At 68.7% G+C, this 26,357-nt stretch carries 28 protein-coding genes and 3 pseudogenes; 12 read left to right on the top strand and 19 right to left on the bottom strand.

Features of this window, described 5'->3' with window-relative positions; all coding sequences use genetic code 11:
• Positions 1-198 precede the first annotated feature (198 nt).
• Both NBG84_RS03510 and NBG84_RS03505 read right to left on the bottom strand, forming a co-directional pair.
• Positions 199-1,791 carry an MFS transporter gene (locus tag NBG84_RS03510; protein WP_250917754.1) on the bottom strand — a complete coding sequence of 531 codons (1,593 nt, stop codon included), beginning with the start codon at positions 1,789-1,791 and terminating at the stop codon, positions 199-201.
• A gap of 128 nt (positions 1,792-1,919) precedes the next feature.
• Complete coding sequence (locus NBG84_RS03505) at positions 1,920-2,933, bottom strand: NAD(P)/FAD-dependent oxidoreductase (RefSeq protein WP_250917753.1); 1,014 nt, start codon at positions 2,931-2,933, stop codon at positions 1,920-1,922.
• Positions 2,934-3,019: 86 nt separating this feature from the next.
• Between NBG84_RS03505 and NBG84_RS03500 the strand changes: the two genes are divergently transcribed.
• The 3 genes from NBG84_RS03500 to NBG84_RS03490 all read left to right on the top strand — a co-directional run bounded on the left by NBG84_RS03500 (position 3,020) and on the right by NBG84_RS03490 (position 5,720).
• Positions 3,020-3,625 carry a helix-turn-helix domain-containing protein gene (locus NBG84_RS03500; protein WP_250917752.1) on the top strand — a complete coding sequence of 202 codons (606 nt, stop codon included), beginning with the start codon at positions 3,020-3,022 and terminating at the stop codon, positions 3,623-3,625.
• Between the two features lie 128 nt (positions 3,626-3,753).
• Positions 3,754-4,626 (top strand): class I SAM-dependent methyltransferase, encoded by an 873-nt coding sequence (locus tag NBG84_RS03495; protein WP_250917751.1) that lies wholly within the window; start codon positions 3,754-3,756, stop codon positions 4,624-4,626.
• Positions 4,627-4,892: 266 nt separating this feature from the next.
• Positions 4,893-5,720 (top strand): recombinase family protein, encoded by an 828-nt coding sequence (locus NBG84_RS03490; protein ID WP_250917750.1) that lies wholly within the window; start codon positions 4,893-4,895, stop codon positions 5,718-5,720.
• A 71-nt stretch (positions 5,721-5,791) separates the two neighbouring features.
• On the opposite strand, the gene NBG84_RS03485 is transcribed toward NBG84_RS03490, so the two are convergent.
• A complete protein-coding gene (locus tag NBG84_RS03485; protein WP_250917749.1) occupies positions 5,792-5,965 on the bottom strand; it encodes a hypothetical protein in 174 nt (57 codons plus the stop codon).
• An 8-nt stretch (positions 5,966-5,973) separates the two neighbouring features.
• Between NBG84_RS03485 and NBG84_RS41450 the strand changes: the two are divergent.
• Positions 5,974-6,636, top strand: a pseudogene (locus tag NBG84_RS41450) (Tn3 family transposase); the annotation flags it as partial.
• On the opposite strand, the gene NBG84_RS03480 reads toward NBG84_RS41450, so the two are convergent.
• From NBG84_RS03480 to NBG84_RS41445, 3 genes are all read right to left on the bottom strand, one after another.
• Complete coding sequence (locus NBG84_RS03480; RefSeq protein WP_250917748.1) at positions 6,522-7,169, bottom strand: VOC family protein; 648 nt, start codon at positions 7,167-7,169, stop codon at positions 6,522-6,524. The pseudogene NBG84_RS41450 and the gene NBG84_RS03480 sit on opposite strands and share 115 nt — an antisense overlap.
• A gap of 194 nt (positions 7,170-7,363) precedes the next feature.
• Complete coding sequence (locus tag NBG84_RS03475; protein WP_250917747.1) at positions 7,364-8,191, bottom strand: hypothetical protein; 828 nt, start codon at positions 8,189-8,191, stop codon at positions 7,364-7,366.
• A gap of 235 nt (positions 8,192-8,426) precedes the next feature.
• Positions 8,427-8,588: a type II toxin-antitoxin system HicA family toxin gene (locus NBG84_RS41445; protein WP_425608562.1), complete on the bottom strand. Its 162-nt coding sequence runs from the start codon at positions 8,586-8,588 to the stop codon at positions 8,427-8,429.
• A gap of 646 nt (positions 8,589-9,234) precedes the next feature.
• Between NBG84_RS41445 and NBG84_RS03470 the strand changes: the two genes are divergently transcribed.
• The gene (locus NBG84_RS03470; protein WP_250917746.1) at positions 9,235-10,044 is read left to right on the top strand and encodes a hypothetical protein; all 810 of its coding nucleotides are present in this window, start codon (positions 9,235-9,237) and stop codon (positions 10,042-10,044) included.
• Positions 10,045-10,053: 9 nt separating this feature from the next.
• On the opposite strand, the pseudogene NBG84_RS03465 reads toward NBG84_RS03470, so the two are convergent.
• Together NBG84_RS03465 and NBG84_RS03460 are read right to left on the bottom strand one after the other, a co-directional pair.
• Positions 10,054-10,860: pseudogene (locus NBG84_RS03465) on the bottom strand (IS5 family transposase).
• A gap of 337 nt (positions 10,861-11,197) precedes the next feature.
• The gene (locus NBG84_RS03460; RefSeq protein WP_250917745.1) at positions 11,198-12,289 is read right to left on the bottom strand and encodes an nSTAND1 domain-containing NTPase; all 1,092 of its coding nucleotides are present in this window, start codon (positions 12,287-12,289) and stop codon (positions 11,198-11,200) included.
• A gap of 500 nt (positions 12,290-12,789) precedes the next feature.
• Here NBG84_RS03460 and NBG84_RS41440 point away from each other — a divergent pair.
• Both NBG84_RS41440 and NBG84_RS03450 read left to right on the top strand, forming a co-directional pair.
• Positions 12,790-13,638, top strand: a pseudogene (locus NBG84_RS41440) (DnaB-like helicase C-terminal domain-containing protein); the annotation flags it as partial.
• Between the two features lie 10 nt (positions 13,639-13,648).
• Positions 13,649-13,903, top strand: coding sequence for a hypothetical protein (locus NBG84_RS03450; protein ID WP_250917743.1), 255 nt, complete (start codon positions 13,649-13,651; stop codon positions 13,901-13,903).
• 59 nt (positions 13,904-13,962) lie between these two features.
• Here the strand turns inward: NBG84_RS03450 and NBG84_RS03445 are convergent, their stop codons facing one another.
• Positions 13,963-14,184: a DUF6461 domain-containing protein gene (locus NBG84_RS03445; protein ID WP_285366333.1), complete on the bottom strand. Its 222-nt coding sequence runs from the start codon at positions 14,182-14,184 to the stop codon at positions 13,963-13,965.
• A 522-nt stretch (positions 14,185-14,706) separates the two neighbouring features.
• Here NBG84_RS03445 and NBG84_RS03440 point away from each other — a divergent pair.
• Positions 14,707-14,844 (top strand): hypothetical protein, encoded by a 138-nt coding sequence (locus tag NBG84_RS03440; RefSeq protein ID WP_250917742.1) that lies wholly within the window; start codon positions 14,707-14,709, stop codon positions 14,842-14,844.
• On the opposite strand, the gene NBG84_RS03435 is transcribed toward NBG84_RS03440, so the two are convergent.
• A complete protein-coding gene (locus NBG84_RS03435; protein WP_250917741.1) occupies positions 14,838-15,014 on the bottom strand; it encodes a hypothetical protein in 177 nt (58 codons plus the stop codon). The two genes, NBG84_RS03440 and NBG84_RS03435, sit on opposite strands and share 7 nt — an antisense overlap.
• 461 nt (positions 15,015-15,475) lie before the next feature.
• Entirely contained in the window at positions 15,476-18,034 is a 2,559-nt protein-coding gene (locus NBG84_RS03430) for a galactose oxidase family protein (protein WP_250917740.1), read from the bottom strand.
• A gap of 466 nt (positions 18,035-18,500) precedes the next feature.
• On the opposite strand from NBG84_RS03430, the gene NBG84_RS03425 reads away from it, so the two are divergent.
• The 3 genes from NBG84_RS03425 (at position 18,501) to NBG84_RS03415 (ending at position 19,797) form a co-directional block, all read left to right on the top strand.
• Positions 18,501-18,899, top strand: coding sequence for a hypothetical protein (locus NBG84_RS03425; protein ID WP_250917739.1), 399 nt, complete (start codon positions 18,501-18,503; stop codon positions 18,897-18,899).
• 198 nt (positions 18,900-19,097) lie between these two features.
• On the top strand, positions 19,098-19,367 hold the full coding sequence (locus NBG84_RS03420; protein ID WP_250917738.1) for a hypothetical protein: 270 nt from the start codon (positions 19,098-19,100) through the stop codon (positions 19,365-19,367).
• Positions 19,321-19,797: a hypothetical protein gene (locus NBG84_RS03415; RefSeq protein WP_250917963.1), complete on the top strand. Its 477-nt coding sequence runs from the start codon at positions 19,321-19,323 to the stop codon at positions 19,795-19,797. Before NBG84_RS03420 ends, NBG84_RS03415 begins: the two co-directional genes overlap by 47 nt.
• A 291-nt stretch (positions 19,798-20,088) precedes the next feature.
• Here NBG84_RS03415 and NBG84_RS03410 read toward each other — a convergent pair whose 3' ends face one another.
• The 8 genes from NBG84_RS03410 to NBG84_RS03385 form a co-directional block, all read right to left on the bottom strand.
• Entirely contained in the window at positions 20,089-20,373 is a 285-nt protein-coding gene (locus NBG84_RS03410) for a hypothetical protein (protein ID WP_250917737.1), read from the bottom strand.
• Positions 20,374-21,764: 1,391 nt separating this feature from the next.
• Positions 21,765-22,259 carry a GNAT family N-acetyltransferase gene (locus NBG84_RS03405; protein WP_250917736.1) on the bottom strand — a complete coding sequence of 165 codons (495 nt, stop codon included), beginning with the start codon at positions 22,257-22,259 and terminating at the stop codon, positions 21,765-21,767.
• Between the two features lie 112 nt (positions 22,260-22,371).
• On the bottom strand, positions 22,372-23,013 hold the full coding sequence (locus NBG84_RS03400; RefSeq protein WP_250917735.1) for a glyoxalase: 642 nt from the start codon (positions 23,011-23,013) through the stop codon (positions 22,372-22,374).
• Positions 23,014-23,017: 4 nt separating this feature from the next.
• Positions 23,018-23,392 carry a helix-turn-helix transcriptional regulator gene (locus NBG84_RS03395; RefSeq protein WP_425608569.1) on the bottom strand — a complete coding sequence of 125 codons (375 nt, stop codon included), beginning with the start codon at positions 23,390-23,392 and terminating at the stop codon, positions 23,018-23,020.
• 184 nt (positions 23,393-23,576) lie between these two features.
• Positions 23,577-23,825, bottom strand: a complete 249-nt coding sequence (locus NBG84_RS03390) for a hypothetical protein (protein WP_250917734.1) — start codon at positions 23,823-23,825, stop codon at positions 23,577-23,579.
• Between the two features lie 5 nt (positions 23,826-23,830).
• Positions 23,831-24,070 (bottom strand): hypothetical protein, encoded by a 240-nt coding sequence (locus tag NBG84_RS41435; RefSeq protein ID WP_425608568.1) that lies wholly within the window; start codon positions 24,068-24,070, stop codon positions 23,831-23,833.
• A gap of 102 nt (positions 24,071-24,172) precedes the next feature.
• Positions 24,173-24,283, bottom strand: a complete 111-nt coding sequence (locus tag NBG84_RS40450) for a tetratricopeptide repeat protein (protein WP_285366332.1) — start codon at positions 24,281-24,283, stop codon at positions 24,173-24,175.
• A gap of 497 nt (positions 24,284-24,780) precedes the next feature.
• A complete protein-coding gene (locus tag NBG84_RS03385; protein ID WP_250917733.1) occupies positions 24,781-25,593 on the bottom strand; it encodes a DUF4253 domain-containing protein in 813 nt (270 codons plus the stop codon).
• 517 nt (positions 25,594-26,110) lie between these two features.
• Between NBG84_RS03385 and NBG84_RS40445 the strand changes: the two genes are divergently transcribed.
• The gene (locus NBG84_RS40445) at positions 26,111-26,242 is read left to right on the top strand and encodes a hypothetical protein (RefSeq protein ID WP_285366331.1); all 132 of its coding nucleotides are present in this window, start codon (positions 26,111-26,113) and stop codon (positions 26,240-26,242) included.
• Positions 26,243-26,357 lie beyond the last annotated feature (115 nt).

The following is a 26,357-nucleotide window of genomic DNA, read 5'->3' as shown; positions in this document are numbered from 1 at the left end:
TGCCAGGCTGGCTGACGGTGCGTGAGGTGATCGCCGATTCCAGCCCTGAGCATCACCCCATGTGATAGATGGGACGGGTGGGGTTCTACGTGACGGGCGGCGCGTTCCAGCCGGACCGGGATCCGTCGGCTGATCGTGCGCCGGCGAACACGATGTTCACGGAGCGGTGTGTCTGGTGTGCGTCTGGCTCGTGTGCGGTCAGCGGGCGGCGAGGGTCTCGGCGGTTTCTGCCTCGGCGATGACCGCAGGTGTCGTGTTCTTGGGGCCGCGGAAGACGAGGTAGACGAGCAGGGCGCCCATGACGGCGGCGCCTGCCCACATGGACTGCTGCCAGCCGTCGACGAAGGACTGCTGGGCTGCGTGGAGCAGATCCTGGGCGTGCGGGCCGGCGTTGCTGGCTGCTTCGACGGCGTTGGCAACGCCGTCGCGGGCGGTGTCCGCGGTTCCCTGCGGGATGCCGTGCAGCCGGTTGTCGATGGCGCTGCGGTAGCCGTTGGCCAGCAGTGCGCCGAGCAGAGCGACGCCGAGTGCGGTGCCGAACTCGCGGGTGATGTCGTTCAGGGCGGAGGCCACGCCCTGCTTGGCGCGTGGCAGGGACGCGGTGATGGCGGTGGTGGACGGGGTCATCGACAGGCCCATGCCCAGTCCCATGGCGAGCAGTCCGGGCAGGATGGACAGGTAGCCGCCCTTGGCGGAGACGAGCAGGGCCATGAGCACGAGACCGAGTCCGGCCAGCGCGATGCCTGCCTCCATGGTGGTACGGGAACCGATGCCCGCGGCGAGCTTGGGGGCCAGGCCGGAGGTGGCCATCATCATGACGGCCATGGGCATCATGGCGGCCGTGGACAGCAGCCCGGACCAGCCGAGCACGGCTTGGAAGAACGGGAAGAGGACCACACCGATGCCCGCCTGGACACCGAAGACCACCAGCAGTGTGATCGAGCCGCCGCTCAGGCCGCGCTCGCGGAACAGCCGTACGTCCAGCAGTGCGCTGTCGCGGCGGTGCAGCTCCCAGGCCACGAAGCCGAAGGCCGCGAGGAGACCGACGGCGAGGCTGATCAGAGTGACGGGGGCGGTCCAGCCGCGTTCGGGGCCTTCTTGCAGGACGAAGATGAGGCCGGTCACGGCGAGGGTGGAGAGCAGCGCGCCGGCGGTGTCGAAGCGGTGGGCCGAGGTCTCGCGGGAGTTGGGAACCGACTTCGCCGTCATGGCCAGGGCCGCGAGGATCAGGGCCACCGGCAGAGCGAACAGCCAGCGCCAGGAGGCGACGTCGACGAGGAGGGCGGAGAGGAACATGCCCAGGATGCCGCCGCCGCCGGCGACGCCGGTCCATACGCCGATCGCCTTGCCGCGCTGTTCTTCGGGGAAGGTAGAGGTGATGACGGCCAGGGTGATCGGCATGATCATCGCTGCGCCGATACCGCTGGCGACGCGTGCGGCAATCATCACCTCTGCCGTCGGGGCCAGGGCCGAGACGACGGTGGCGACGCCGAAGAAGCCCAGTCCGGCGAGGAGCATGGGCTTGCGTCCCAGGCGGTCGCCGATGGCGCCGAGCGGCAGCAGCAGGGCAGCCAGGGCGAGGGTGTAGATGTTGATGATCCACAGGACCGTGTTCTGCGAGGCCCCGAACTCCACTGCCATGTGGGTCTGCGCGACGTTCAGCCCGGACACCGAGGCGATGACCGACATCAGCGCGAGGGAGACGGCGATCAGGACCGTCCGCAGCTGACGCGCGTCCGGGCCGCCTTCGCCACTGGCCGGCGCGGCGTGTGGGGGCTGGGGTGTGCTCATGGATTCCTCACAAAATGGGCATGCCGAGCCGACGCCGGGCAGGGCCGGTCGGCGGTGAACGGAGTGGGCGGGGGCCCAATGGGCGCGGGGCGGGTTCGGTCGGCCAGCCGGCCGGGCCCAGGGGGATGTCAGGGGGCGGGCGTCTCACCCCGCGCGGCGGCGAGCGCGGCGTCGGTGTCCGCAGTGACCAGCACGGCGTTGATGTGGGAGCCGGCCAGGGCGCCGGCCGCGGCGGAGGCGCCGACCTGGGCGGAGAGGTCGGTGGCGTTGCCTGCCACCCACACGCCCGGCACCTCGGTGGTGCCGGCCATGCCGGAGGCGAAGCGGCGACCCATGTGGTCGGGCAGGTCCTCCATCGGCAGCTTCAGCGCGTCCAGGCCCTCGGTGCGGGCATGCATCTGCGTGGCGACCGCGAGGACGCGGCGGGCCACGACCTGGCCGCCGGTCAGGCGCAGCCCGGCCAGGGTGCCGTCCTCGTGGTCGACAACCTCCTGCACCGGGGTGTCGATGATGCGGATACCGCGGGCGGCAAAGCGGGCGCGGGTGTCCTCATCCAGGGCAGTGCCGTGGGTGAAGTAGGTCAGGTCCTCGGTCAGCTGGCGGAACAGGAGTGCGTGCTGGAGGGAGGCGGGGCCGGTGGCGAGGACGCCGATGGGCTGGTCGCGGACCTCCCAGCCGTGGCAGTACGGGCAGTGCACCACGCTGTCTCCCCAGTGCTCGGCGAGCCCGGGGACCTCGGGCAGCACGTCCCGCAGACCCGTGGCCACCAGGAGGCGGCGCGCGGTGATGCTGCGGCCGTCGGCAAGGGTGAGGGTGAAACGCAAGTCTTCGTCGGCCGACGGGGCGGCCGGGGCGGCAGAGGCCACCTCGCCGAAGACGATGCGCCCGCCGTACTGGCGCACCTGCTCCCGGCCCCGCCGAAGAATCTCGCGCGGCTCGGTACCGTCCAGCACGATGAAGCCGTGCATGGCCGCAGCTGGCGCGTTGCGCGGGGATCCGCCGTCGATCACGACAACCGACCGGCGGGAGCGGCCCAGCATCAACGCACCGTTCAGCCCTGCGGCACCCCCGCCGATCACCACTGCGTCGACGGTCCCACCGGGCAGTGCGTCGCTCGCGTACGGAGAAGTCGTCACAGCCATGTCCTCCTGCTTTCGTCGTGCGTGGTCCCAGGGGGTGCGGACCATCTGCACACGACGCTAACCCCACATTGCACCGAAGGCATACAATGTTGCCCATGACGCAAGAAAGTGGAGAGCTGGACAGCCTCGTACGCAAACGAATCCGCGCCCTGCGGGTGGCGCAGGGCTTGTCACTGGAAGAACTGGCCACCCGCTCCCACCTCAGTCAGTCCTCGCTGAGCCGTATCGAAAACGGCCAGCGCCGCCTCGCACTGGACCAGTTGGTCACCCTCGCCCGCGCCCTGGACACCACGCTGGACCAGCTCGTGGACACCGCCACCGACGACGTCATCACCAGCCCCACGGTCGACAGCGCCCACGGCCGGATGCGCTGGACCCTGAAGGCCGACCCCGGCATGAGCGTGGTGCGCCAGCGCCTGACCGCCCCCCCGCCCGACAACCCCGCCCGCATGCGCGCCCACCCGGGACGCGAGTGGCTCGTCGTACTGTCCGGCACTGCGATCCTCATGCTCGGCCAGCGCCGCTTCCGCATCGAGACCAACCAGGCCGCCGAGTTCCCCACGATGATGCCGCACGCGATCGGCACCGAGGGCGGACCCTGCGAGATCCTGGGCCTCTTCGACCACGACGCCCGCCGCGGCCACCAGCGCGATGACGGCGACGGCAGCGACGCTCAAGGCGCTCCCGAATGACGGCGCGAGCCGCACGACGACCTCCGCAGTGGTGGCCTTTTGCGCGTCAGGCAGCACTTACGGCCATCGCCTTGCGCAAATAGGGAGACAGTGAGCCTCTGACGCATAGTCGACCTAGGGTGAAGAGCATGAACCAGGCACACACGCACACCCCCCACCACGGCGTTTCGCACGGCCACCACCACGAGCAGGACACCAGCGGTCAGGCGGAGATCCTCGACCTGGACGCCGAGGTCCTCGCCGAGCACACCGCCTCCATCACCGCGTCGCTGCCACTGAAGACCGCCCCAGGCCACATCGTGGACCTCGGCTGCGGCACGGGCGCGGGCACCTTCGCCCTCCTCGACCGCTTCCCCGACGCGCACGTCACCGCCGTCGACACGTCCGCCGAACACCTTCAGCGCCTGCACACCAAGGCGTGCACCCGCGGCGTCGAGGGACGCGTGCGCACCGTGCAGGCTGACCTCGACGACGACGCCTGGCCCGACCTCGGCTCGCCCGACCTGATCTGGGCATCGGCATCGATGCACCACATGGCCCACCCCGAGCGCGCGCTGCGCACCGTCCACGACGCGCTCGCGCCCAACGGCCTGTTCGCCGTCGTCGAACTGGCCGGCCACCCCCGCTTCCTGCCCGAGAATGCCCCCAAGGACCGGCCCGGCCTGGAAGAGCGCGTCCACGCCGCAGCCGACCGCCGCCAAGCCGAACGCATGCCCCACCGCGGCGCCGACTGGGGCCCGATGCTGACCGCCGCCGGCTTCACCGTCGAGGACGAACGCACCATCGCCGTGGACATCGAGGGCGACCGCAGCGAAGCGATCGGCCGCTACGCCCTCGGCGTCCTGCAGCGCATCCGCAGCGTCATCGCCGACAGGCTCTCCCCCGAGGACCTCTCCGCGCTCGACCGGCTCCTCGACACCACCAGCCCGCACAGCATCCTGCGCCGCGACGACCTGACGGTACGCACCGAACGCACCGTCTGGGCCACCCGCCGCGCCTGACCCCTAACACGGGGTGCCACGTCCGGCGCGGTCACGCGGAACCAGGCCGTCACGTCCGCGTGACACAAGGGCATTCTCACAAATGACCAGATGCGAGAGTTCTGAGAACGCCCCCGGAGCGACCACGTTTCCGCAGGTCGCCGTTCGCACAACTCCTGTCAGAATCTGGGCGTTCTGCGAAGCACTTCTGAGAGTCTGATCTCATGCAGCTGACGCCCGATCAAGCCGCAAATGCGGCAGAACGCCACGACTACCCCAAGTGAGAGGTGCCCGGCGGGAGTCCGTGCCGCACCCGCGGCGGCAAGACCACCACGAAGTACCACACCGCCCGCTTCATCCTCGTGCCCGCGCTCCGCGAGGAACTCGAAGTTCTTGTTCCCGAAGACCGCGGCCCTGGACGAGCGTGGAAGCCGGGGCCGCCGGTCGAGGAGATGCCCGCCGCCCCGCCGGCCAGGCCCATCCGGATCGGGTACGCCCGCTGTTCGACCGCGACGCAGGAACTGCAGTCCCAGCTCGACGCGCTCGCCCGCGCCGACTGCAAGAGCGTCTACTCCGAGAAGATCAGCACGAGGATCAAGACGCGGCCGGAGCTGGAGAAGGCGCTGAAGCTGGCGTACGACATCAAGGAGGCCGCCCCCGACAAGGAGGTCATCCTCGCTGTCCACGAGCTCAAGCGCCTCGCGCGGAACGCCGCCGAGCTGATGACGCTCTCCGGCCAGCTCCAGGCGGCCGGCGTCCAGCTCGAACTCCTCACCGGCCCGCTCACCGGCATCCACGACCCCAACGGCATGGGCGCCATGTTCTTCGCCGTACTCGCGGCCGCCGCACAGATCGAGCGCAACTACATCCGGGAGAAGACCCTCGAAGGCCAGGTGTCCGCCGCGTCGAAGGGCAACCACGGCGGACGGCCCAAAGTCATCGACGACGACATGCTCACCTTCGCCCAGGCGCTCAAGGACAAGGGCATCCCCGTCCCAGAGATCGCCAAGAAGCTCACCATCAAGACCGGCAAGAACAAGGACCAGCACCCCTCGGTCGCCTCGGTGTACCGGGCACTCGCGGAAGCCGAGCAGGAGGCAGAGGCGGCCTCGTGAGCGCAGAAGCCGAAGCCCACCTCACGGCCCGTCAAAAGATTTGACGGCTACACCGGTTTTCTGTTCCGTTCCTACTCGGACCCCAATTCCGGGCAGCCTTCGAGGGTCCCGCCGTCGACCTGCTCGATGTAGAGGGACGGGACACCCAGTGGACTGCCCAGCAGCGGGTCACCCTGAAGCAGAGTGCCCAACATCTTCAGGGCGTACCCAACACCCTCCCCCAGTTGCTTGCAACGCTCCTGCATGTCCCTGAGTGCGCGACTCCTCCACGAGATCCCGGGCCTCCGCGGTGGCTTCCCGATGGTTTGCGAGGAGGAGCCCGGCCGCTCCCGCGACCAGCTGTTCCGGGTCGAGCAGAGCTACCCACGCGACGAAACACTCCGCCTCGCCAACGCCGTCCTCGTCGACTACCAGGCCACCTTGCCCATCGTCGGGGAACTGGGGCGGCGGCGAACTCTCCTCCGCCGATGGTCTGCGCTTCGCCACCCCCCTACGGGTCCTCAACTCCGGACCGAACCCGAAGCACTTCGCCGCAAGAGGCATCACGCTCTACAACTACCTCTGGGACCAGTACAGCGGCTTCAACCACGTCGTCATCCCCGGCACCCGTCGTGAGAGCCTCCCTCTGCTCGACGGCATCCTCGACCAGCCCACCTCGCTGAACCCCACCGAGACAGCCACCGACACCGCAGATGCCTCCGCAATGATCTTCGGGCTGTTCCGGCTCCTGGGCTACCAGTTCTCCCCACGTCTGGCGGACGCCGGGCACACCCCGCGCTACCGTGCCGACCCGGCCGCCGACTACGGCCCGTTCAACCCGCTCACCACCGGCCGCATCCGCACGCGCACCATCACCGAGAACTGGGACGACCTGCTGCGTCTGGCAGGCTCCCTGCGCGAGGGAACGGTACGCGCCTCCCAGATACTGCCCGTCCTCGCGGGCCAGGGCCGTCCCAGCCCGCTCGGCCGCGCGGTCATGTAGATCGGCAGCCTGAACGGCTCCGCCTTCCTGGAACGGCGCTTGTACAGCTCCAGCTTGACGGGGCTGGACTGACCGGGGGTGAACTCGGCGTACTTACCACCGAAGCTCCTGGCCACGGTCGGGCCCTGGCCGACGTAGAACTGCTCGGTGGCCTTCACGTCCTCGACGCCGAGCAGCAGGACGGCCTCGTCGATCTCGCGGGTGGCGGGGCCGGTGTCCTTCTTCGCCGAGGTCGCGATCTTCCAGATCGTCCCGTCCGGGGCCTGGACGATGCCTCCGCAGCCCCACAGCGACTTCGCGGCGGGCTTCAGCACCGCGGCGCCCACTTCCAAGGCGGCGCCGACGAAGCTGTCGACGGTAGCCGGCCCGGACACCGTGAGCGCCAGGGTGAAGCCGCGGAATCCGGTGGAGTGCGCTTCGGACGCCCGCAGACCCCATCGAGGAGGACCATCCCCGCTCGGGTCCACCTCAGGTCACCGCCCGGCCCGTGCCAGTCGGGGAGAGCCCCGCGGCGCCACCGCCGTAGTAACCCCTCCTCCTGCCGGACCGGCAGGAGCCCGCTCGGCGGGCTGAGACGCGGACTCGGACTGCCGCGGCATGTGGACATCTTCCGGGTTAACGGCGGTTCACCGGATCATGGGCATGCGTTCGGGCGCCGGGATCAGAAGCACTTCGCCACCTGACCGGGTCGGACGTCCCGCACTTCCGGGCACTGTTTGAGCGTGCGTGTCGGTGCCATCGTCCAGGTGTACTGAGCGGGCCAGTACCCCATGCCCGCCCCGTCCTCGCTGCCCACCAGGGGGCCGGCGTCGCCGGAGGCGACGACTTCATGGAGCCCGACGCTCGTTACGAGACCGATCCTCAGCCGGTAGGTGAAGGAGCCGGGCGAACCGGCGAGGTCGACCAGGACGTTCTCGCGGGCTCCTTTCAACCGGCTCACTTTGTACTTCCGGCGCGCGTTGGGGTTCGGCAGGTATTCCTCGCCGTCGACGACCGATACAGCCTCAGGGTCGCGCCAGGACATTCGCGAACTGCGACGCGGGAGACAGGAAAGCCTGGCGACCGGAGCGAGGGCGGGATCTCGCGGTTTGTAGGAATCGTCCCTCTCCAGAGCCATGGACGAGATGCGAACGTCGGTGGCGAAGTTCGCGGAGATGTCGAGGGTGTGCAGCACACGCCAAGTGGGGACGGCTCCCTGGGCCAGCGCCCATCGGCGCATTTCACGGCAGTCCGCCACCTTGGCGGGAGGATCGCGCCGGGCGATCTCCTCGGAGGCCATCAGGGTCCAGCTCTCGTCCTTGCCCGTTTCACCGAGGCGGATACCCACGGACACCCGGGGCTTTTCTCCGGCCGCGGGGCGAGCCTTCTCACGCTGTTTCGGCGGCTTGGCATCGGGGTCGCGCTCTGCGGCCGGGAACACGAAATGGCCCGTTAAGAGACCGGCGGCGAGCACGACCAGAACAAGGGAAATCCCCCTTCTTCGCCCCATTACAATTCCCTCTCCTCGATTCCATGGCCTTTCGCGGGAATCGAGGCGCCGAAGCCATGGCCGGGTCCGATGCGCGAAGGGCATGCGCCGCCGACCGCGAGCGATACTGAGTCCGGGACCGCCGGCGGCGTACCCGGCCCGCGTCCGGCCCACCGAAACGGCCGGGGCGGCAGTCTATCCGGCGGGTCCGCACCGCGCCACGGGCAGATCGCACGAGCCGATCACCCCGGCATCACTACGACGGATCGAGCGCGCTCCGGAGGATCTGATAATGGGTCCCTTTCGCTATCTGCGCATGATTGGGCACGCTCACCGTCCGGCTATTTCCATCACGAAGGACACAATGCGTGCCATCGCGAACCATACGGAATCCCCGGCTCTTGAGGAACTCGATCATTTCGGCGGCGGAACAGGGAAAAGCGGGAGGTCGGTGCGCACGGCGCCGTCGACTCATGGACTGGCTCTCCTCGAAGGCTGTCCGCGCCGGGCAGCGCGCACTGCCCGGCGCGGAGGCGGAAACGCCTTCAGTCAGCCGCGCCGGGGCACCTCGGATCGAGCAGGTCGGACGAGTCCGGCGAACCTCGGACGGGCCCGGACCTCCGCCGGTAGGGTGCAGTACCTTTTCGGAGCGTCGGGGGTGGGGGATGGACGGCAGCGCAAGCAGGGCCGAGGAAGAATTCGCGAAGTGGCTGCGTGAAGTGCGCGCCAGCCACGAGTGGCTGACCTACAAGGATCTCCGCAAGAGGACCGGCATACCCACGTCCACCATTTCGAATGCCTTCGGGGGAAGGCACTTACCCTCGTACGACAATGCCCAGAAGCTCGTCAGGGCCATTTCCGGAGACGGCGGATTCGCAGACGAGTGCCGTATCCGATGGGTCACCGCGAGGGAGGCGCGAGAGAAGCGGAACAACCCCGACCGGGCCGAGCCGCCCCGGATCGAGGACGGTTCGGCCGGACCTGACCCGGCCTCTCCGGACTCTCCCCCGGCCACCGCTTCAAGAACCCCGCCGGAATCCGCTCGCCCCCACCGCGCCGTCCGCGTGCTGATCGTCGGCGCCGTGGCCTTCTCGATGGGCCTCGTCCTTCTGTATGGATATCGTGCGCTGACGGTGCAGGACGACCGTCGCGGCGCGGGCGGCGGACCGCAGGATGGCGTCGACCGGAACATCGCGGTGTACACCGAACTCCTCGATCAGCCGGACAAAGGTCTGATCACAGCCTCGAAGCACGAATTCATTCCCTCGCCGAGCGAACGCAGATTCCTCTCCACTCCCTACACGATCGGTACTCAGAGATATTTCGACATCGTGAGAAATTCGGCGGAAGCCATCGAGGTCGAGTCAGTGACGTCGAGCATCCTCCTGACCAATGAGCGGAATCAGAAGATCAAGATCGTGAACATAGAAATCGACATCGTGGAGCGCGGCAGTCCCTGGTCCGGAACCCTCTTCTGCGTCGGCCCTCAAGCAGGCGGCCCAAATATGAAGATGCTCTTCGACCTGGATACCGCGAAGCCGGTCGCCCGCTCGACGGACGCGACAATGGAAGAAGTCGGCCCACCTTTCTTCTACAGCAGTACGATCGACCTGGAGGGAAAGGGGCAGGAGACCATTGCGGTGCGAGCGGTGACAAAAAGAAGCTTCGTCTCTTTCCAGCTCCTGGTCACCTATGTGATCGGCCGGGAACGCAAGATGGTGACGATCGACAACAACGGACGCCCCTTCCGGGTGACGGCTTTCAACAAGACGGGAGCGGGCATCAGTTCCTACCGCCGGGTCTTCTCGATGACCCCCGAGTACGCCTTGCGGGAGGCCGCCGGGCGCGGGAAGGGCGCACCCTGCGGCGTCTAAGACGGTGTCTCACGTGGCGATCTTGGAGAGCTTCTTGTAGCAGGTCATGACTGCGGCGAGCCCGAGGAAGGCGAGGAAGTGACCGCCCTTGCGTTCATAGCGGACGGTCATGCGGCGGTATCCGAACAGCCAGGAGATCGACCTCTCGATCTTCCATCGGTGCCTTCCGAGGCGTTCGGAGGACTCCACGCCCGGCCGGGCGATCCGTGGGGTGATGTTGCGTTCGCGTAGCCACGCCAGGTTGCCGGCCGAGTGGTACCCCTGCCGGCCCGGACCTTGTCGGGGTGTCGCCGACGGGGGCCGCGGCGTGAGCGGACGGCCGGGATTCCGAGGATGAGCGGGCGAAGCGCTTGGACGTCGTTGACGTTCGCGGCGGACACCCCGACGACCACAGGCAGCCCCTGCGCGTCGGTCAGAACGTGCAGTTTGCTGCCCGCTTCGCCTCGGCCGACCGGATTCGGACCCGTCAGCGTTCGCGCGCACCGAGGCCGCGTCGACGATCACGGAGCTCCAGTCCAGTCCGCCGCGGGCTCCGATCTCGTCCAGAACCACCCGGTGCAGCTGACGCCACACTCCGGATGCGGTCCAGACGGAGAACCTCCGGTGAGCCGTCGCCGGCGACACTCCGAACGTCGGTGGCAGATACCGCCACGCGCACCCGCTGGTCAGCACGTACACGACGGCCGTGAACACGGCACGCTGGTCGATCGGCGCGGTGCCACCGCCCTGCGGGCGCGAGCGGAAGGACGGCAGTACCGGCTCGACCATGGCCCATAGATCATCCGGCACGAGCCGCTGCGACAGATCCCCACCCATGAACGATCATGATGCCGCTGCCGGGCGGCCCCCGGCGACGGTCGGTGTAGGCGTTGGGCTGATTGCCCCCGCCACCTCAGAATGGGCACATGGCTCCTCCTTCCGTCGACCCGCGCCCGTTGAACGCCGACGAGCGCGCAGTACTTCAACACGTCCTGTCAGCGGAGTTCGTCGGCGCGTCGCAACTGCGGAGTCAGCTGGACCACACCGAGGTGATCGCTGTCTGGGGGCCCGACTCCGTGAGCGTCGACCTGCAGGTCCGGGAACCTTGCGAGCATGCAGCACTGCCGAAAGAGCTCGTGCCTGTAGACGCACAAGTCCATGACCCGTCCGGCGCCTACGTCGGCGAGATCCTCGTATGGACGGACCAGGGAGCCACGCTCTCAGCCCTGGAGTTCGCCTGGGTCACCGACGAGATGCCCACGTCTCTACCGGTCATCGTGACCGTGTCCCACAACCGCACCGTTCCACTCCCGATGACGGCGAGGGTGGCGCCGTCCGGACTGAACACGGCCGCGTTCACCGTGTCGGTGTGGCCGGCGAGAGTGTGGCGGTGTTTACCGGTGACCGTGTCCCACAACCGCACCGTCTTGTCCGAGGTGTCGGTGGCGTGGATGCCGCCCTTGAGACTGAACACTTCGCAATACTCCTCGCCTCCAAGGATCTGCTTGATGGGGAGGGCTGCGGCGCGGTAGAGGCTGGCGGTGGCGTCGTCGGTGGGGCTGGTGGGGTATGCCTGGACGGCCAGGAGGGAGGCGAGGTCGGGGTTGGTGCCGATCAGAGTGTCAGACTGGGCTGCGAGTTGCCGGGACTGGGCCTCGTGCTGCGCGGTGGTGGCGATCTCTTGTTGCCGCCAGGCCAGACCAGCTGCGGTCAGGGCGAGGGCGAGCAGTCCGGCTAGGACAGTGCCGCAGATAGGGGGCCGATCCCCTCCGGCGGGGGACTGTGCCGTGCTAGAGCGCGGCATTGAGCCGGTGCTGGGCTGGGTGAGGAGTTCCTCGAACTGGTCGATGATCAGGAGCAGGCGCTCCGCGTTTGGTTCGGCGGCCAGCCGGTGCCGGGCCGCGGCGGGGATGCCGTCGCACATCGCGCCCGGTAGCCCGGCGTGTTCCAGTCTGGCGGGCAGGTCACCAGCGGGCCGGGTGGAGACCGTGAGCCAGCGGTCGCTTCCGGGTACCGCCCCGTCGCGGAGGACGGGCAGGAGACCCGCCTGGACGAGGGAGGACTTGCCCGCCCCGGAGGGTCCCAACAGCAGCAGAACTCGCGGCAGTCCCGCAAGCGTTGCCAGCGCACTCTCCACCGCGGTGTCCCGGCCGTGGAACCAGACGGCGTCGTCCGCGGTGAACGCCTCCAGCCCCCGGTAAGGCTCGACCTCCCCACACTTCCAGCTCCGGGACCACCCGCCGCAGTACCTCGGTCGGTGTGGCATAGGCGATTGCGAGGCCCCGGAGATGGTCGTCGGGGGAGGTGATGGAAGTGACCATGCCGATCACCAGGCCGGTCTCCTGGTCGATGACCGGACCGCCGCTGAATCCCTGGGTCAGATCGTTGGCACCGGTCAGCTGCAGCAACTCCCCCTGCCCTCACCATCGGCCGCGGTCAGCGTGTCCCCGACAATGCCGTACCCGAAGTGCCCTCCGGGCGGTGCCTGATCGGGGAACCCGAACGCACGCACCCGGTGCCCCCGGCATCCTGCGGACGCCCCCATCTCGAGTGCTTCCAGCCCGGCCGGGGCTTGGTCGAGGCGGATGACGGCGACATCGTCACCGTCCGCCTCTCGCCACCGCTCGGCGCCTCCGGCACCCAGTGACACCACTTGGTGAGGTGGGCGTTCCGGCTCGGGTTCGGGGCTGAGGTGCTGGGCTGGGTTAGAATCCGCTGCGGTGGCCGTGCGTTGGTGTCGGCCCGTGCGAGCCCTCTTTCGGTCCCGTGGTCGGTGAGGGCGCTGAGCCCCAGGTGCTTGCGCATCAACGCCGACGAGCCCCTCCTTCCGTGTGCCCTTGGGCGACCGACGGCGGTGCGGACCACGGGCCGTGCCGCAGGAACGGAAGCCTCGCCGTGGTCCGAGATCATGCCCGCAAAGCTGATGCGCGACGCCGCAGCCGTGCTGGTGAAGGTAGCCACCGGCGCACCGTCAAGCAGCAGAGTCCCCGTCCTCGTGTCCGTACCGGTCTCACCGCCCTCGACTCTCTCCTCGGCGGCGGTTTGCGTCCCGGCCGGCTCACAGTGATCGCCGCGCGCACAGCGATGGGTAAATCGATGCTCTCCCTGGCAATTGCGAGGGATGTTGTTTTCCGCCAGGGCCGTCCGGCGCAGGTCGCGTCCCTGGAGATGTCGAACGCCGAGCTCATGGAGCGGCTGATCTCCGCGGAGACCGGCCTGCTCACCGAGAAGGTCCGCCAGCACGAACTGGACGAGGCCGAGCGGGACCTGATCCGTGAGTTCGCAGCCCGCATCCGCGACCGCAGCCACCTGCTCTCCCTCGGCGGTGACAGCAGCACCCCCACGGTCGCCGACATCGAACGAGCCTGCGGTCCCATGCTCCAACACCACGGCCGCCTAGACCTCCTCGTCGTCGACTACCTCGGTCTCATGAACGGACCGCTGCGAACTCGGGCCATGGACCGGGCGGCGCAAATGGCCGACATCGTGGCAGAGCTCCACGAGCTCGCCGGACGATTGCAGGCGGCTGTCGTCGTCGTGGAGCAGCTCACCCGCGCCCCGCTCTACCGCGACGACCCCCGGCCCCAACTCACCGACAGGGTCCACGAGAAGGCGCTCCTCGCGCATGCCGAGACCGTCGTCATGCTGCACCGGCCCGCCTTCCACGACCCCCGCCACCAAAACGGGCCGCTACACCCGCTCCCCCGATCCCGACCAGTACCCCGCGCACCTCTTCCCCCGGCATGGGCTGCCCGAGCCGGCCGTGCAACACGCCGAACTGCATGTCCCCCACAACCGGTACGGGCGCACGGGAGTTGTCCGGGTGAGTGTGGAACTCGCCCGGGCCAGCTTCCACGACCTCCCCGACAGCACCGACTGAATCCCGTCGCTCAGACCCCCGTTCCCCGGCGGGTCCCACTTCCCTGGCGGCCTCGGCGGTCAGGGAAGTGGGGCTGGTGGAGGAGCGTCTGTCCGTTTCGGGAAGGTGCTGCCCATCCCTTCAAGATCCGCCGTTTCTGGTTCGTCGCGGTGAGCTTCGTCCGCCTCGATCAGCCCGGCCGTTCCCTCCCCCGTGCCGCGCGGTTCCGCCTCCATCGCGCGCAGCACTTCGCGCGGGGTACGCCCCCGTATCAGGGTCAGGGTGTACCCGCTCTCCATCATCTGGCGGAAAAGTGGAGAGGTGCGGATTCAGGCGTAGTCGTGCGCGGTCACCGATTTCATACGGCGCAGTGTGCCTGATGTCTCTGACAACCTCGGGTTACAAGGCGTTTCTTGGAGCAGCCACGGGTCCCCAGCCGTTTTCCGACCACGCCGGTCACCAGCTGGCGCGCTGGCCCGCTCAGGCAGCCACCCCGGACGGGACCAGGCCCCTCAACTCCCACACGGTCTCCCGCGCTCACCGGGGCCTGGGGCCAGGAGCTACCGGATAGCGGCAAGGACGACTCACACGTGAAACGCCGTTCTCCCATATCCGCGCATTCGCCCAGGCCCACAGGACCACCTGGCGCATGGTCACCGCGGGCGAGCCCCTTTCGGCACCTGGCGGACCAGCCCACGCGCGGGAATTGCTGCTCGCCGGCTGTGCGCCACTTCCCCAGGCCGAGTTGAACCTTTGCCCAGCAGCCGTGGTCATCTTCGCCGCAGTCCTCTCCTGGGCGGTGGCTCATCGCTGTCTCCGGAGCAGTGGCCGAGCTGTACCGCGCCCACGCGCCCCGGCTGCTGGTGGTGCTGGCCGGAGCGGAGGGACTGGACGGGACCCAGGACGTGTCGGACGGGGCCTGCTGTGTCCTTGCCGGGGTCGCCGGGTGCCGGTATCAGTAGACGGTGCCAGGCCCCACCCAGAGCGTCTCGAACGCCCCGGTCGGCGGGGCCGCGAGGAAGACCTTGACGTCGCAGAAGGCGAGCTGCGCCATACGCTCAAGACCAGCAAGGTCGTCCACGACCACTGGTGTCGTCTCTGCCCACGCGCCAAGGCGGGCGGGGAGCGCCACCGCTACAACATGCGGCTTGCCGTCTCGTTTCTCGTAGAGGGGCCGGCCGTCCCCGTACGTGTGCGAGGGCGCTCCGAAGAATGTGTCGTGGCCCTGCCCATTGCTCCACGCACGATCGTTTCGAAGGCCCGCCACCATGGCGAGCCGATGCCGGTCCGTTTCCAAAACCGCCCATACGCTGCTGCCTTCGCCTTCTTCGCTGCCTGCTCTGCCTCCCAACGGGCTTCCTCGGCTGCCTGCTGCGCCGTCCCGCGACGTTGTTCCTCGGTGGCTGCGGCCGTGTGGGCGGGGATGGTCCAGAACGTTCCTCGGTGTCCCCAGGAAGGGAAGGACACCTTCTCGGGCACGCGGGGGTGGGCTCGCCCCGCCCCGCCCCGGGTGTTGCGACGTTCATTGGAACCCGACGGGGCGGGGCGGGGCGGGGCGAGGGGGTTTCAGGTGGTGGTCGGGAGTGGTGGGGGTCAGGGGATGGTGATGAAGCGGGCGGTGCTGGGGACTCCTTGGGCGTTGAGGGCGAAGAGCATGTAGGTGCCGGGGAGGACGACGCCCCTGTCGGCCGGGATGGAGACCGTATGGGTGTTGGCGCCCGCGGGGGTGGAGGTCAGGGGGACGCGCCGCTGGTCGTTGTCGGTGGAGTGGGTCGCGGCCGCCGCCCGCATCAGCACGAAGGAGGCCACCGGCCCGCCGGTGGTGACCGTGAGCGAGGTGCCCGCGGGGGCCTGGGGCGGTACGCCGCCGGTGATGGCGGGACGCGGTTTGGGTGAGCCGTCCGCGTTGAGCAGGTACGGCGGGGTGAACACGGCTCCGTCGGCGTGGTTGGTGGCGCAGTCGCCGCAGAGGCCGCCGCCGCCGGAGAAGATCCGGCCGTCGGGCAGCAGGTTCGCCACGCTGTGGTAGTTCCGCGGGATGGCCATGGTGGCGAGCGGGGTGAAGCTGCCGGTCGCCGGGTCCCACAGTTCGGGGGTCAGCACGGAGGTGGCGTCGCTGAACGGCACGGGGTACGACTGGCCGCCGAAGACGGCGACCTTGCCGTCGGGCATGACGACGCTGTTGCCGAAGGCGCGGGCCTGGTCCATGTCGCCCGTACGCGCGGCCTGGACCTGGCCGCCGTTGATGCTCACGGTGTACGCGCGCCGGGTGGCGGGCACGTTGTCGTACGCGGGCGAGCCGCCCAGGGTGAGCAGTTTGCCGATGTCGTACGCGACGGCGTTGCCGGTCATGGCGTCCTGGCTGTCGGCGCGGGTGCCGGCCGGGGTGATGCTGCCGTTCCCGGCGGTGGTGATCCAGTTCATCTGCTTGCTCGGGCCGAGTTGGAGCACCTTGCCGCCCGAAGTGGCGTACAGCCACATGTGGTTGTCGGCGCGGTAGGGGCCGGCCGGGTCGGCGGTCATGGTCGAAGTGGCCGGGACGCCGGGAAGCTTGCGCCAGGTGGAGGTGTTCGGGGACCAGACCTCGCCGGCCTTGTCACCCGGGGCTCCGCTCCAGGACCCGCCGAGGACGAAGGCCTCGCCGGTGGAGAGCAGGGTCATCGACTGGTAGCCGCGGGCGATGTTCATGTTGCTGGTCGCGGACCAGGTGTCGGTGGCCGGGTTGTAGATGCTGGCCTTCTCCGCGTTGCTGCCGCCGGTGACCAGGACCCGGCCGTCGGCGAGCATCGCGATGCCCGGGCAGAACATGTCGTGGCCGGTGTTGTCGACGCGGCGCTGGGTGACCTTGCCCGTCTTCAGGTCGAGGATCGCGGTCTGGGTGTAGCCGTTGCTGCCGCCGAAGCGGTCGACCGCGTACGCCGACCAGGCCAGGAGCTTGTCGCCGGGCAGGACGGCGGTGGCCACCGGTACGAGGGGGAATCCGGTGATCCGGTCCCAGGCGCCGTGGGTGGCCGGGTTGGCCGGTCCGCTCAGGCGTATTTCGGCGGCCGTGGTCCAGGGCCCGCGGTTGCCGGCCTCGCCGGTCGCGGTCAGGCGTACGTAGCGGGCGGTCGCGGTGCGGGTGAAGGTGGCGGTCTTGACGGTGTCGTCGTCGCGCCAGGTGCCTGCCGCGACCGGGGTGCCGAAGGTGGTCCCGTCGGTGCTGGTGGTAACGGTGTACGCGCCCGCGCGCCCGTTGGGGCCGTCGTTGCGGGGCTGGTAGACGAGGGCGGAGACGGCCGTCGTGCGGTTCATGTCGATGGTGATGCTGTGCGGCAGCGGGGCCGGGGTGCCGGCGTACCTGCTGTGCCAGATGGTGGCCGCGTTGCCGTCGAGGACGTTGGCCGCGCGGCCGTTCTCGGCGGCGGTCTCCTCATCGCCCGCCGTGGCCGTCCATCCGGTGCGGGGCAGGTCGACGGTGGCTGCCGGGGTTCCCGGGTCGCCGAGCAGGTTGAGCTCGGCGGCGGTGGTCCACGGGCCGCGGTTGCCGGCCTCGGTGACGGCGGTGAGGCGGACGAACCGGGCGCCCGTCGGGGCGAATCCGAGGGTCTTGGCGGCGGCGTCGTCCGCGAGGGTGCCGGTGGCGACGGGACTGCCCCAGTTCTGCCCGTCCGCGCTCATGCTGATGCTGTACTCGCCGACGCGCCCGTTGGGGCCGTCGGTGCGGGGCAGGTAGACGAGGCCGGAGACGACCGCCGTGCGGTTCATGTCGATGGTGATGCTGTGCGGCAGCGGGGCCGGGGTGCCGGCGTACCTGCTGTGCCAGATGGTGGCCGCGTTGCCGTCGAGGACGTTGGCCGCGCGGCCGTTCTCGGCGGCGGTCTCCTCATCGCCCGCCGTGACGGTCCATCCGGTCCGGTCGAGTAGCGGAGCCGCGGGCTCCATGGCGTTCGCCGGGGCCACGGCGTGGTGCGGCGACGCCTTCGCCGCCTGCTGGCCGACTGGTGCGGACGCCGGCCGGAGCGCTGCCCCGTCGGGGCCGCCGCCCGGCCCGGTACTCGCCACGCCGAGCCATGGCGTGGCCCCGACGAGCAACGAGCCGAGGGCAAAGGCGATGAGCAGAGGGGAACGGCGTAACGCTCGGGGGAGAGCGGGGATACGTCTGGGCTGCAATCGGACCTCCTGGGCAGACCGCGGAAGCGGAAAGGGAACGGTGAAGCGCCGACATCGGCTGTGAGCCCGCTGTGGGCCCGCTGTGAACCCCTTGAACATAAGATCGTCGCACATTAACTCGGGCTTAGAACAAGCGAGTTGGCGCAAAACCCCCCGCCCTTGTACCCGAAGCCGACCCCTCCGCCGGATGAAGCCCACACCACCCATGCCGCCCGGACGGCGAACGCCCTCTGCTCGCCTCGTTCACCAGCGGCGAGCACTCCCCGGCAGCCCGCGGGGGAGCGGGCGCACATCTCCCTCCGGCAGCGGAGCACGACGAGCCCCGCACAATGGTGGCGTGCAGCCCCATACCAGTACAAAGAGTGGCGCACCTCCGCACGCGCATCCGCGCGGTGTGCGCCACCGGCAGCCGCGCCTCTCCCCGTACCCCAACCCGTACGCGTAACTTCTGCAAGGGATGGTCCCGATGACCGTTGAGCACCTGCCGGGGAAGCTGGTCGTCGAGGTGGGTGAGCGCCAGGCGTGGCCCTTCCTCGACACCGAGAGCGACCCGGAGCGCGAGCTGCGGCTCTACCTCGACACCGACTGGCTGATCACGCCGCCCGGCGACGCCGGGGCCGGGGCGGCCGGGAGCCCGGACAGCTTGCTGCCAGAGCTGGTCCGCCTCAACAACCGGTACGTGGTGACGGCCGTCGAGAACGCTCGCGTTGCTCCCTCTCCCGACGAACCAATCACAACGGTCCACCGCAGAGCGCCACCCCTTGAGAACTCCAGACACAGGGGTAACGAGGCATCCATCTACTACGTCACACCAACGGTCACGCCCCCCGGAGAACGCGCCCTACGTCTGCTATGCGGACGGTGACGACATCCTGCCGCCCCACTCCCTCGCGGTCCGCTACCAGCGCGCGGTGGAAACCGGCCTCGGCTGGGTCGCGGGAATGTCCGCCGACCTGGTGAAGAACGGCGACCTCGCCCTGTGGGACTGTGCCACCCCGGTGGGGCTCCACGACCCCGGCGACGGTGGACGTACTGGCCCTCTCCCCAGAGCGGCAAGCCACCCATGGGCCACACCATGCTCCTCACCCGGACGGCCATCGCCCGCGCCTACGCAGGGCACGGCGGGCTGACCAAGGGGGAGGACTACGTGTACGTCCTGTCGGTCACAGGCAATACCGCCGGCGAGCACCTGCCGGACATCACATACCACTACCGCCACCACGAGTCAGCGGAACCAAACGACAAGGCGTACGTTCTCGGCCCCGTGGACCTCGCTGAGGATGCGCATGACGCTCCAGACCCGGCCCCAGTCAGTGTCGATCCCCGCGGCTGAGGCGCGGGTTCGAGTGCCTGAGGCGTCGGTCTCCTGCCAGTCCGTGGTGTCCAGCTCGGCCCAGGTCAGCCAGGTGGTCCCGTGCACATCGCGGGGCCTGCAACGCGCCCGCGTCCGCGCACTCACCCTGCGCGCCGAAACACTGCGCCCCGCCGCCACGACACCCCTCCAGATGACCCTCGACCCAGCCGACGACCGCGCACTGCACCTCGAAGCCGCCGTGGACCGGGCGCGCGCCCGCTTCGGACCCACCCTCGCCAAGCCCGCCGTCGACGACCCGGTAGGGACCGACCCGGGTGGGGTCACCAGCACGGGCGGGCTGCAACCGGCCGTCAGACCGAGCGATGCTCACAGGGCATTCATTCCACTTCAGCGATGGAGCAAGGGGAAGCTGGGTGCGGCGATCGCAACGAGTCCGCCCCCAGCCTGACGGCTGGATGCTATCCGTGGGCGATCACCTTGCGCGGCACCTCTCACGCATTGTGCTGGGCGGCGGTGTGCGTCGCGCTGCGCATCAGCGAAACACCGCTCGTGCTGCCACCCACTCCAGGACGCTTATGTCCTGCAACTCGTCGACCTCCGTGCACAGCCACGGGCTTCCCGAATCGACGTCTCGGATGAGCACTAACAGCAGGCTCGCGACCAGTCTGTGAAGTATCGGGGCCTCCCGTCCGATGCCGGACGTAGCCCGCCGATCAGACCCGCACAGCTTCGGCCGCTGTCAGGCGTCGATACGAAGCCACGTGTCGCCCGCGCGGAGCCACAGAAGACCGTCACGCCCCTGACCGCAGCGCAGGACCACCCTCCCTGGCACTCGAACCCTGCGCCGCTCGGTCGCGCTCCAGGTATCACCATCCAACTCAGCTCGTACCACCTCGGTTGCCCGCTGGTTGTGAACGCGCTTGGTCAGCACTGCTCGACGGTCGCGCACGGCGAACCCGTCCGGGGCGCCCACGGGGCTGGGCCAACTGGTCACCTCACCCGTCGAAGGGGTGATCCGCGTCAAGAACGTGCCTCCCCGCTGGCTGCCGGAATACCAGATCAGCCAGACCTGGTCCCCCTCGGTGGCAGCGGTGCATCCCTCCAGAGGGACGTCGGGAAGGCGACCTCCCGGGGCCCACAGTGCCTGACCTTCGGGACTCCAGCCGGCAAGACCGGCAGCGGACTCCGGATGCCCTCCGTAGATGCCTTCATCTCCGTAGGCTGTCCAGATCGATCCCCCGCGATCGGTCACCAGAGCAGGGATGTCGTCGCCGATGCAGAAAGTGGCCTCTTGTTCACCACTGTCCAGAGAGAACACCACAACGTTCGGGCCCCACGCCCCCAACTCCTCCTTGCGCGCCCGACCGCATGCCATGAGAAGTCGGGAATCCGGGAGAAATGCGATGTGGCTCGGCCTGACCGGGACGTCCTTGATCGGTCGGCGTTGAAGCGACCCGTCAGCCTGGCGAATCACCAGCACCGCATCGAACGGAACCTGCGGGCCCCATCCTACCCAACCCTTCACATGGCGGCTTCGGTGTAGGTACCGCCGATGAACGAGGAGAACAGCCAACTCCCCCATCGGGCCAGCGGTCCACCACAAGGGACGTCGTCCCGCCCAGAGGTCCGTTGCAGACGGCTTCCAGACCCTCTGCATGTCGGCCGTCGACACCGCATTCCCCCCAGTCCTCCGTCGCAGCACCCGCCATAAGCACTGATGAGAGGAGTGTATTGATGCCAGAACAACTGGCATCACCTGGACGTCGCGGCGATGTGACGGTCCAGGATCTGTCCGGACCGAGACGAGGAACGTCTGCAGGCTGGGAAGAAGTGGCGTGTGCTGTGGGCGGGTAGGTGTTGAACCGAGGGCTGGGCAAAAAAGGAGCAGCGTGCCCAGGAGTCACATGGACGGCGCGGCGCTGGCCGGACGCTCTCTGTCCTGGAGAGGGACAGCCGTCGTTGTGGCAATTCGATGTCCGTGACGGCTAGGGCGATCTCCTCACCTGCCTCGAAGAGCTCTGGCTGATCAGCGGCAGGCCGGCCGTGCTTTGACTCCGCCTGACGGTTTCGAGTACCCGAGGAACGGCTGCCAGCGCACCGACCAGTCCTACCCCCAGGTCATCGACCGGGACCTCAGCTCGCTCATCGAACTGACCAACGTCAGCTGCGGCGCGGCCACGATCGGGGACGTCACCTTCCGGGCCAGCAGTCGATCGGCCGTAACGTGCCGCCCTTCTCTGAAGGCCCCGACTACCCCTTCCCGCCGGTGCCGCCCCAGGTTGAGGCGGCGGGCGCGGGCACGGACGTGATCACCGTCGGGGCGGGAGGAAACACCCTCGGCTTCGCCGACATCCTCCTCAGGTGCCAAGAGAGCCGCACACGCTGCTCAGCTAGGCGACCAGCGGCACTGCGGTGTCATGGAGCTTGAGGGACCTGAAACCGGAGGCAGGACATGGCGTACGCGGTATCTGGCGGATAGATTTCGCGGCGCTGTACGGGTCCGGAGGCCAGGTGGGAAACGAGTGGGGGCCAGAAGTGGGCTGCGGCGTGGTTGGCACGGTCAAAGGACAGTGTCCGATGGCCTGGGTGACGTCGCAGGACTTGTTGGGCGGCGGCCTTGCCCATGCCATGGCGACGATGGCGGCGCAGTACGAAGAACTTGCTCATCTCCCGTGAACTGTCGTCCAGTTGCCGGGTCATACTGAAGCCCACAAGGATTTCACCGGCTTTGAAGAGACACGCCTCCCGGTCGCGTTCCTTAAGGAAATCGTCGAGGAAGTGGTAGGCGAACCCACCCTGCGGGGTGACATCGAGATCCCGCAGCTCAGAGAAGTCATACAGATAGAACTGCAGCAGGTTCCCCAAGACATCCCTGTCCCGCTCCGCGGCCGGGACCACCTCAACTCTCATACCCATCAGTGTCCCGTGCGCCGGGACCGCATCGACAGGGTTCCGGGCATCGACAGCAGCATCGGACGATCTTCACTGCGCCGACTCGCCGGTGCACAGCGCAGAGCCCCGGCTAGCGCCCGCTCCAGGCGAACCCGTCCGGGTCGGTAAAGGTATCGGCGGTGCTGCCGAGGACGATGCGGTGCGAGCCGGCGCCGTCGGCGGGGACGCCGAGGTCCTTGGCAAGGGAACGGCGCTTGTACAGCGCCAACTTCACGAGACTGGACTGACCGGGGGCAAACTCGGCGTACTTACCACCAAAGCTCTTGGTTACGGTCAGGCCCTGGCCGACGTAGAACTGCTTGGTGGCCTTCACGTCCTCGACGCCGAGCAGCAGGACGACCTCGTCGATCTCGAAGGTGGCGGGGCCGGTGTCCTTCTTCGCCGAGGTCGCGATCTTCCAGATCGTCCCGTCCGGGGCCTGGACGACGCCACCGTAGCCCCACAGCGACTTCGCGGCGGGCTTCAGCACCGTGGCGCCGGCGTCCACGGCGGCGCCGACGAAGCCGTCGACAGTCGCTGGCCCGGACACCGTGAGCGCCAGGGTGAAGCCGCGGAATCCGGTGGAGTGCGCCTTCGACGCCCGCAGGCGTATGTAGGTGTCCACGCCGAAGGCGCTGTAGAAGCGGCGGGCGGCCTCGGGGTCGGCCACCTCAAGGGTGACGGACGCGAGGGACATGTTGGCTGCGATGGAAGTGGTGGTTGCCATGACCATCACGCTAGGGGCTGCGCGGCGGCCGGGGCTTCTCGATTCCTGACCGGACTTGCGACGTGTTTCGCCACGCACGCCGGCATCCCCTCCACCTTGATCGCCGCCCCCCATCGCGGGCCGTACCCGCAGTATCGGCCCGGTCGGCCGCCGCATCCGCAGCCTGGCGGCGGAAGACCCCGGGCGGCATGCCGACCAGTTCGTTGAAGCGGGTGGAGAACGTGCGCAGCGACGCGCGGCCGAACGTGAAGCAGACCTCGGTGACGCTGAGGTCGCCCCGCCGCAACAGCGCCATCGCCCGCTCGATGCGACGCGTCATCAGGTACGCGTACGGCGACTCACCGTAGGCGGCCCGGAACTGCCGACTCAGGTGCCCGGCGGACATGTTCACATCATGGGCGAGCGCCTCCACGTTCGGCTGGTCTCCCGGGCCGGTGTCGGCTCCCACCAATCCGCGACTAGCTTTGGCAAGTTCGTCAGCCACAGCTCAGTGGCGACCAGGGCGTGCAGGCTCTGTTTGGTGCGCACCGACCAGGCTGAGCGCTCCAAGGATCTGCCGAGCGACGCCTTCAGCGACAGACGGGGCATTCACACGCCCTGCGCTTCGTCGCTCCGACGCCCCGGATGTCGTCGGCGATCTCCACGCGGATCCGCTCGTCGGGTTGCTCGGGCCGCCACCGGGCGCCGTTGTTGAGGAGGACGATCCACTCCCGATCACGGCAGGATTGCGCCTGGAGCGTGGCCAGGCACTCGTCCAGGAACCGTGGCCGGTGGCTGGGGGTGAAGATGGAGAACTTGGGTCTCGTGGTCGACGTCATCTGCGCTACCTGCCTGGGGGCTCGGAGTTCACGGTGGCTTCGGTGCTCTCGTCGGGTGAGGTGCTGGAGGCGACCGACTCCCTGAACGCCTGCGGCACATGGGAGCGCAGGGCGGAGTCGAGCTCGACGGCCTGGCGGTAGGCTTCCCGCGCCTGTTCGCCCCGGCCCTTGCGGGCCAGCGTCTCGCCGATGTGGAAGTAGGCGGTGGACGCCTTGGGGTCGACGACGACGACGGCTCTCCGCAGGAGCTTGAGTGCCGCGTCGGGGTCGCTCTTCTCCAGCAGCAGTGCCTTGTTGAAGAGCGCCGAGGTGTACGACGAGTCGGTCTTCAGTGCGGCGTCGTACGCCTAATGGGCGTCCCCCGGGCGGCCCTCGTTCTGGGCGAGGACACCGAGGTTGTACCAGGCGAACTTGCTCTTCGGGTCCAGGGCCAGGACCTGTGAAGGTGATCTCGGCATTGGGGATGTCCTGGTGGCGGACCAGCAACAGACCGGACTCCAACAAAACGTCGACCCTGAGCCTGTTGCCGTTCGCGTTGTCGAACGCGTCATGGTTCGATGCCGGGGTCGAATGGGTCGCGGTGACGACCCAGACGACGGCTCCGGCGGCGAGCGCGACCGCTACTCCGACTCCCGTCCACATTCGTCTCATCTATCACCATTCGGGTCGATAGGGATACGGCGGTCAAGGTAGACGACGCACCTACCGTGCCGTCATCTCTCACGGGCCCGGCTCCCCGCAGACCACTCGAACGTACACAGAGCCGCCCAGGCCCCACCTCACACGCCCCTGCCACCGCAGGACGGTCGACGCGCCCCGCACCCGATGCCGACAGCCGTGGCTGCCCCCTTACTGACTCCGCAGCCAGGGCCGACCGCCCCCGCCCCCGGAGCGTCGCGCCCCTCCCCCGCCGCAGAGTGCCCGGCTCGGTGCCCTCCTCACCCCTGACGTGGGGTCAGTCCCACCAGAAGTCCCAGAAGTAGGTGTCGACGAGTCGTTCGGCATAGGAGGTCAGCGTGTGGAAATGGGAGCTCTGCCAGATGTTGTCCGGGCAGAACGCGAAATGCTCCGCGGCGATGAGGAGGGCGTCTTCCATCTGCGTCGGGGGTGTGGCGACGCTGAGGTGGAGGGTGTCGAACCCTGCGGCGACGACGCGTGCGCCGAAGCGCTGCTCCCAACTGCGCAGTACGGCGGAGAACTTCGCGGTGTCGTTGTCATAGTTGACGGGCCCCTCCCATCCCACAACGGCGAGCGCGTCAGCACCTGAAGCTGCGGGGACCAGCCCGAGCCGGACTCGCGACCGGAGGGAGACGAAGAAGTGAGCGTGCTCGTCGGCCTCCTTGTCGGGATCGGATGCGGCCGGACGGCCGGCGGCAAGGCCCGGCCATTGCTGCCCGAAGGGCGCGGTGACGCGCAGCCGCTCGCCGGGCGGAGGCGTGTCGTCGTCCTCGTCCACGGCAGTGTGCTCGCGCCACCACTGTGCGAGGAGCTCGGCCGGGTCGTGGGCTCCGGGTGAAGACATGCGCTCGGGGGACAGTTCACCCGAGCCCCAGGGCGGGAACTCATCATCGCGAGGATTCTGGGAATCGAGCAGGAGCGGCCACAGCCCGGTGCGGACGTGTTCGGCACGTATCCGCGTCCACAGTCCGGCGGAGGCCGGCCCGTCACTCAGCCAGAGGGGCTGACTGGCTCCGCTGACGTCATCGGACGCGATCATTCGGCCTGGTGGCAGTGGGGTTTCGAGAAGCAGATGGGGTTCAGAGGTCATCGGCGCATAGTAGGCGTGGGGTCTGACACGCACGCAGCCGACGGCACGGGAGGCAAGGTGTCCTCGATCCGGTCCCTCACAGGGGATCCCCCTCGGCAGACGTGATGATCCGCCCCAAAGCCCCCCTCATCGGGCATGGGCACGAGGCTTCCACGGGACTCGGTGGGAGCGGATCTGACGTTTCGGCCGCGCGCCGGGCGGACGTACCAACCATCAGCCAGGACGACGAGCATCCCCACTCCCCCAGAGTCGAGCAGGCACAGCAGTCGCAACAGTGGGAGGCGGCGGAGCGGTTCTTCGAGGAATACTTCGGCGACGTGGCGCGCAGCCCGTTCCAGGCGCCGCCCGCGCACTTGGCGCCGCTGATCGACACCATGGCTGCCGGCTATGAGGCGTCGCTCAGCGTGGAGGAGGCTGCGGAGAAGTGGCTGAGGGCGCACGCGCCGAAAGCCCCCGAAGCCTTGTGGGAGCAGACCGGGCAGCGGCTGGATGAGCTGGTGCGGCTGCTGGTCGCAGAGTGCTGGACGACGCGGGTGACGACACGGCCTTCCTCGCGCTGGGTGAGGAGGCGCTGCTCGACAACATCTGGACCGTGTTCGTGCTGGGCAGTCTCGGACTGCAGATCGGGGGCGCACGGACGAGATCCTGAAGAACATCATCGCGGAGCGCGTGTTGGGGCTGTCCCGGGAGCCACAGGTGTCGTGATCGCGGTCAGATGAGCTGAACGCGCACTTCCTCGGCCACGGTCTGCAACGACTGGACGA

Source organism: Streptomyces albipurpureus, from assembly GCF_023701525.1.
Classification (GTDB): domain Bacteria; phylum Actinomycetota; class Actinomycetes; order Streptomycetales; family Streptomycetaceae; genus Streptomyces; species Streptomyces albipurpureus.
The sequence above is the reverse complement of the archived record's forward strand: the minus strand, read 5'-3'. Positions and strand labels throughout refer to the sequence as shown.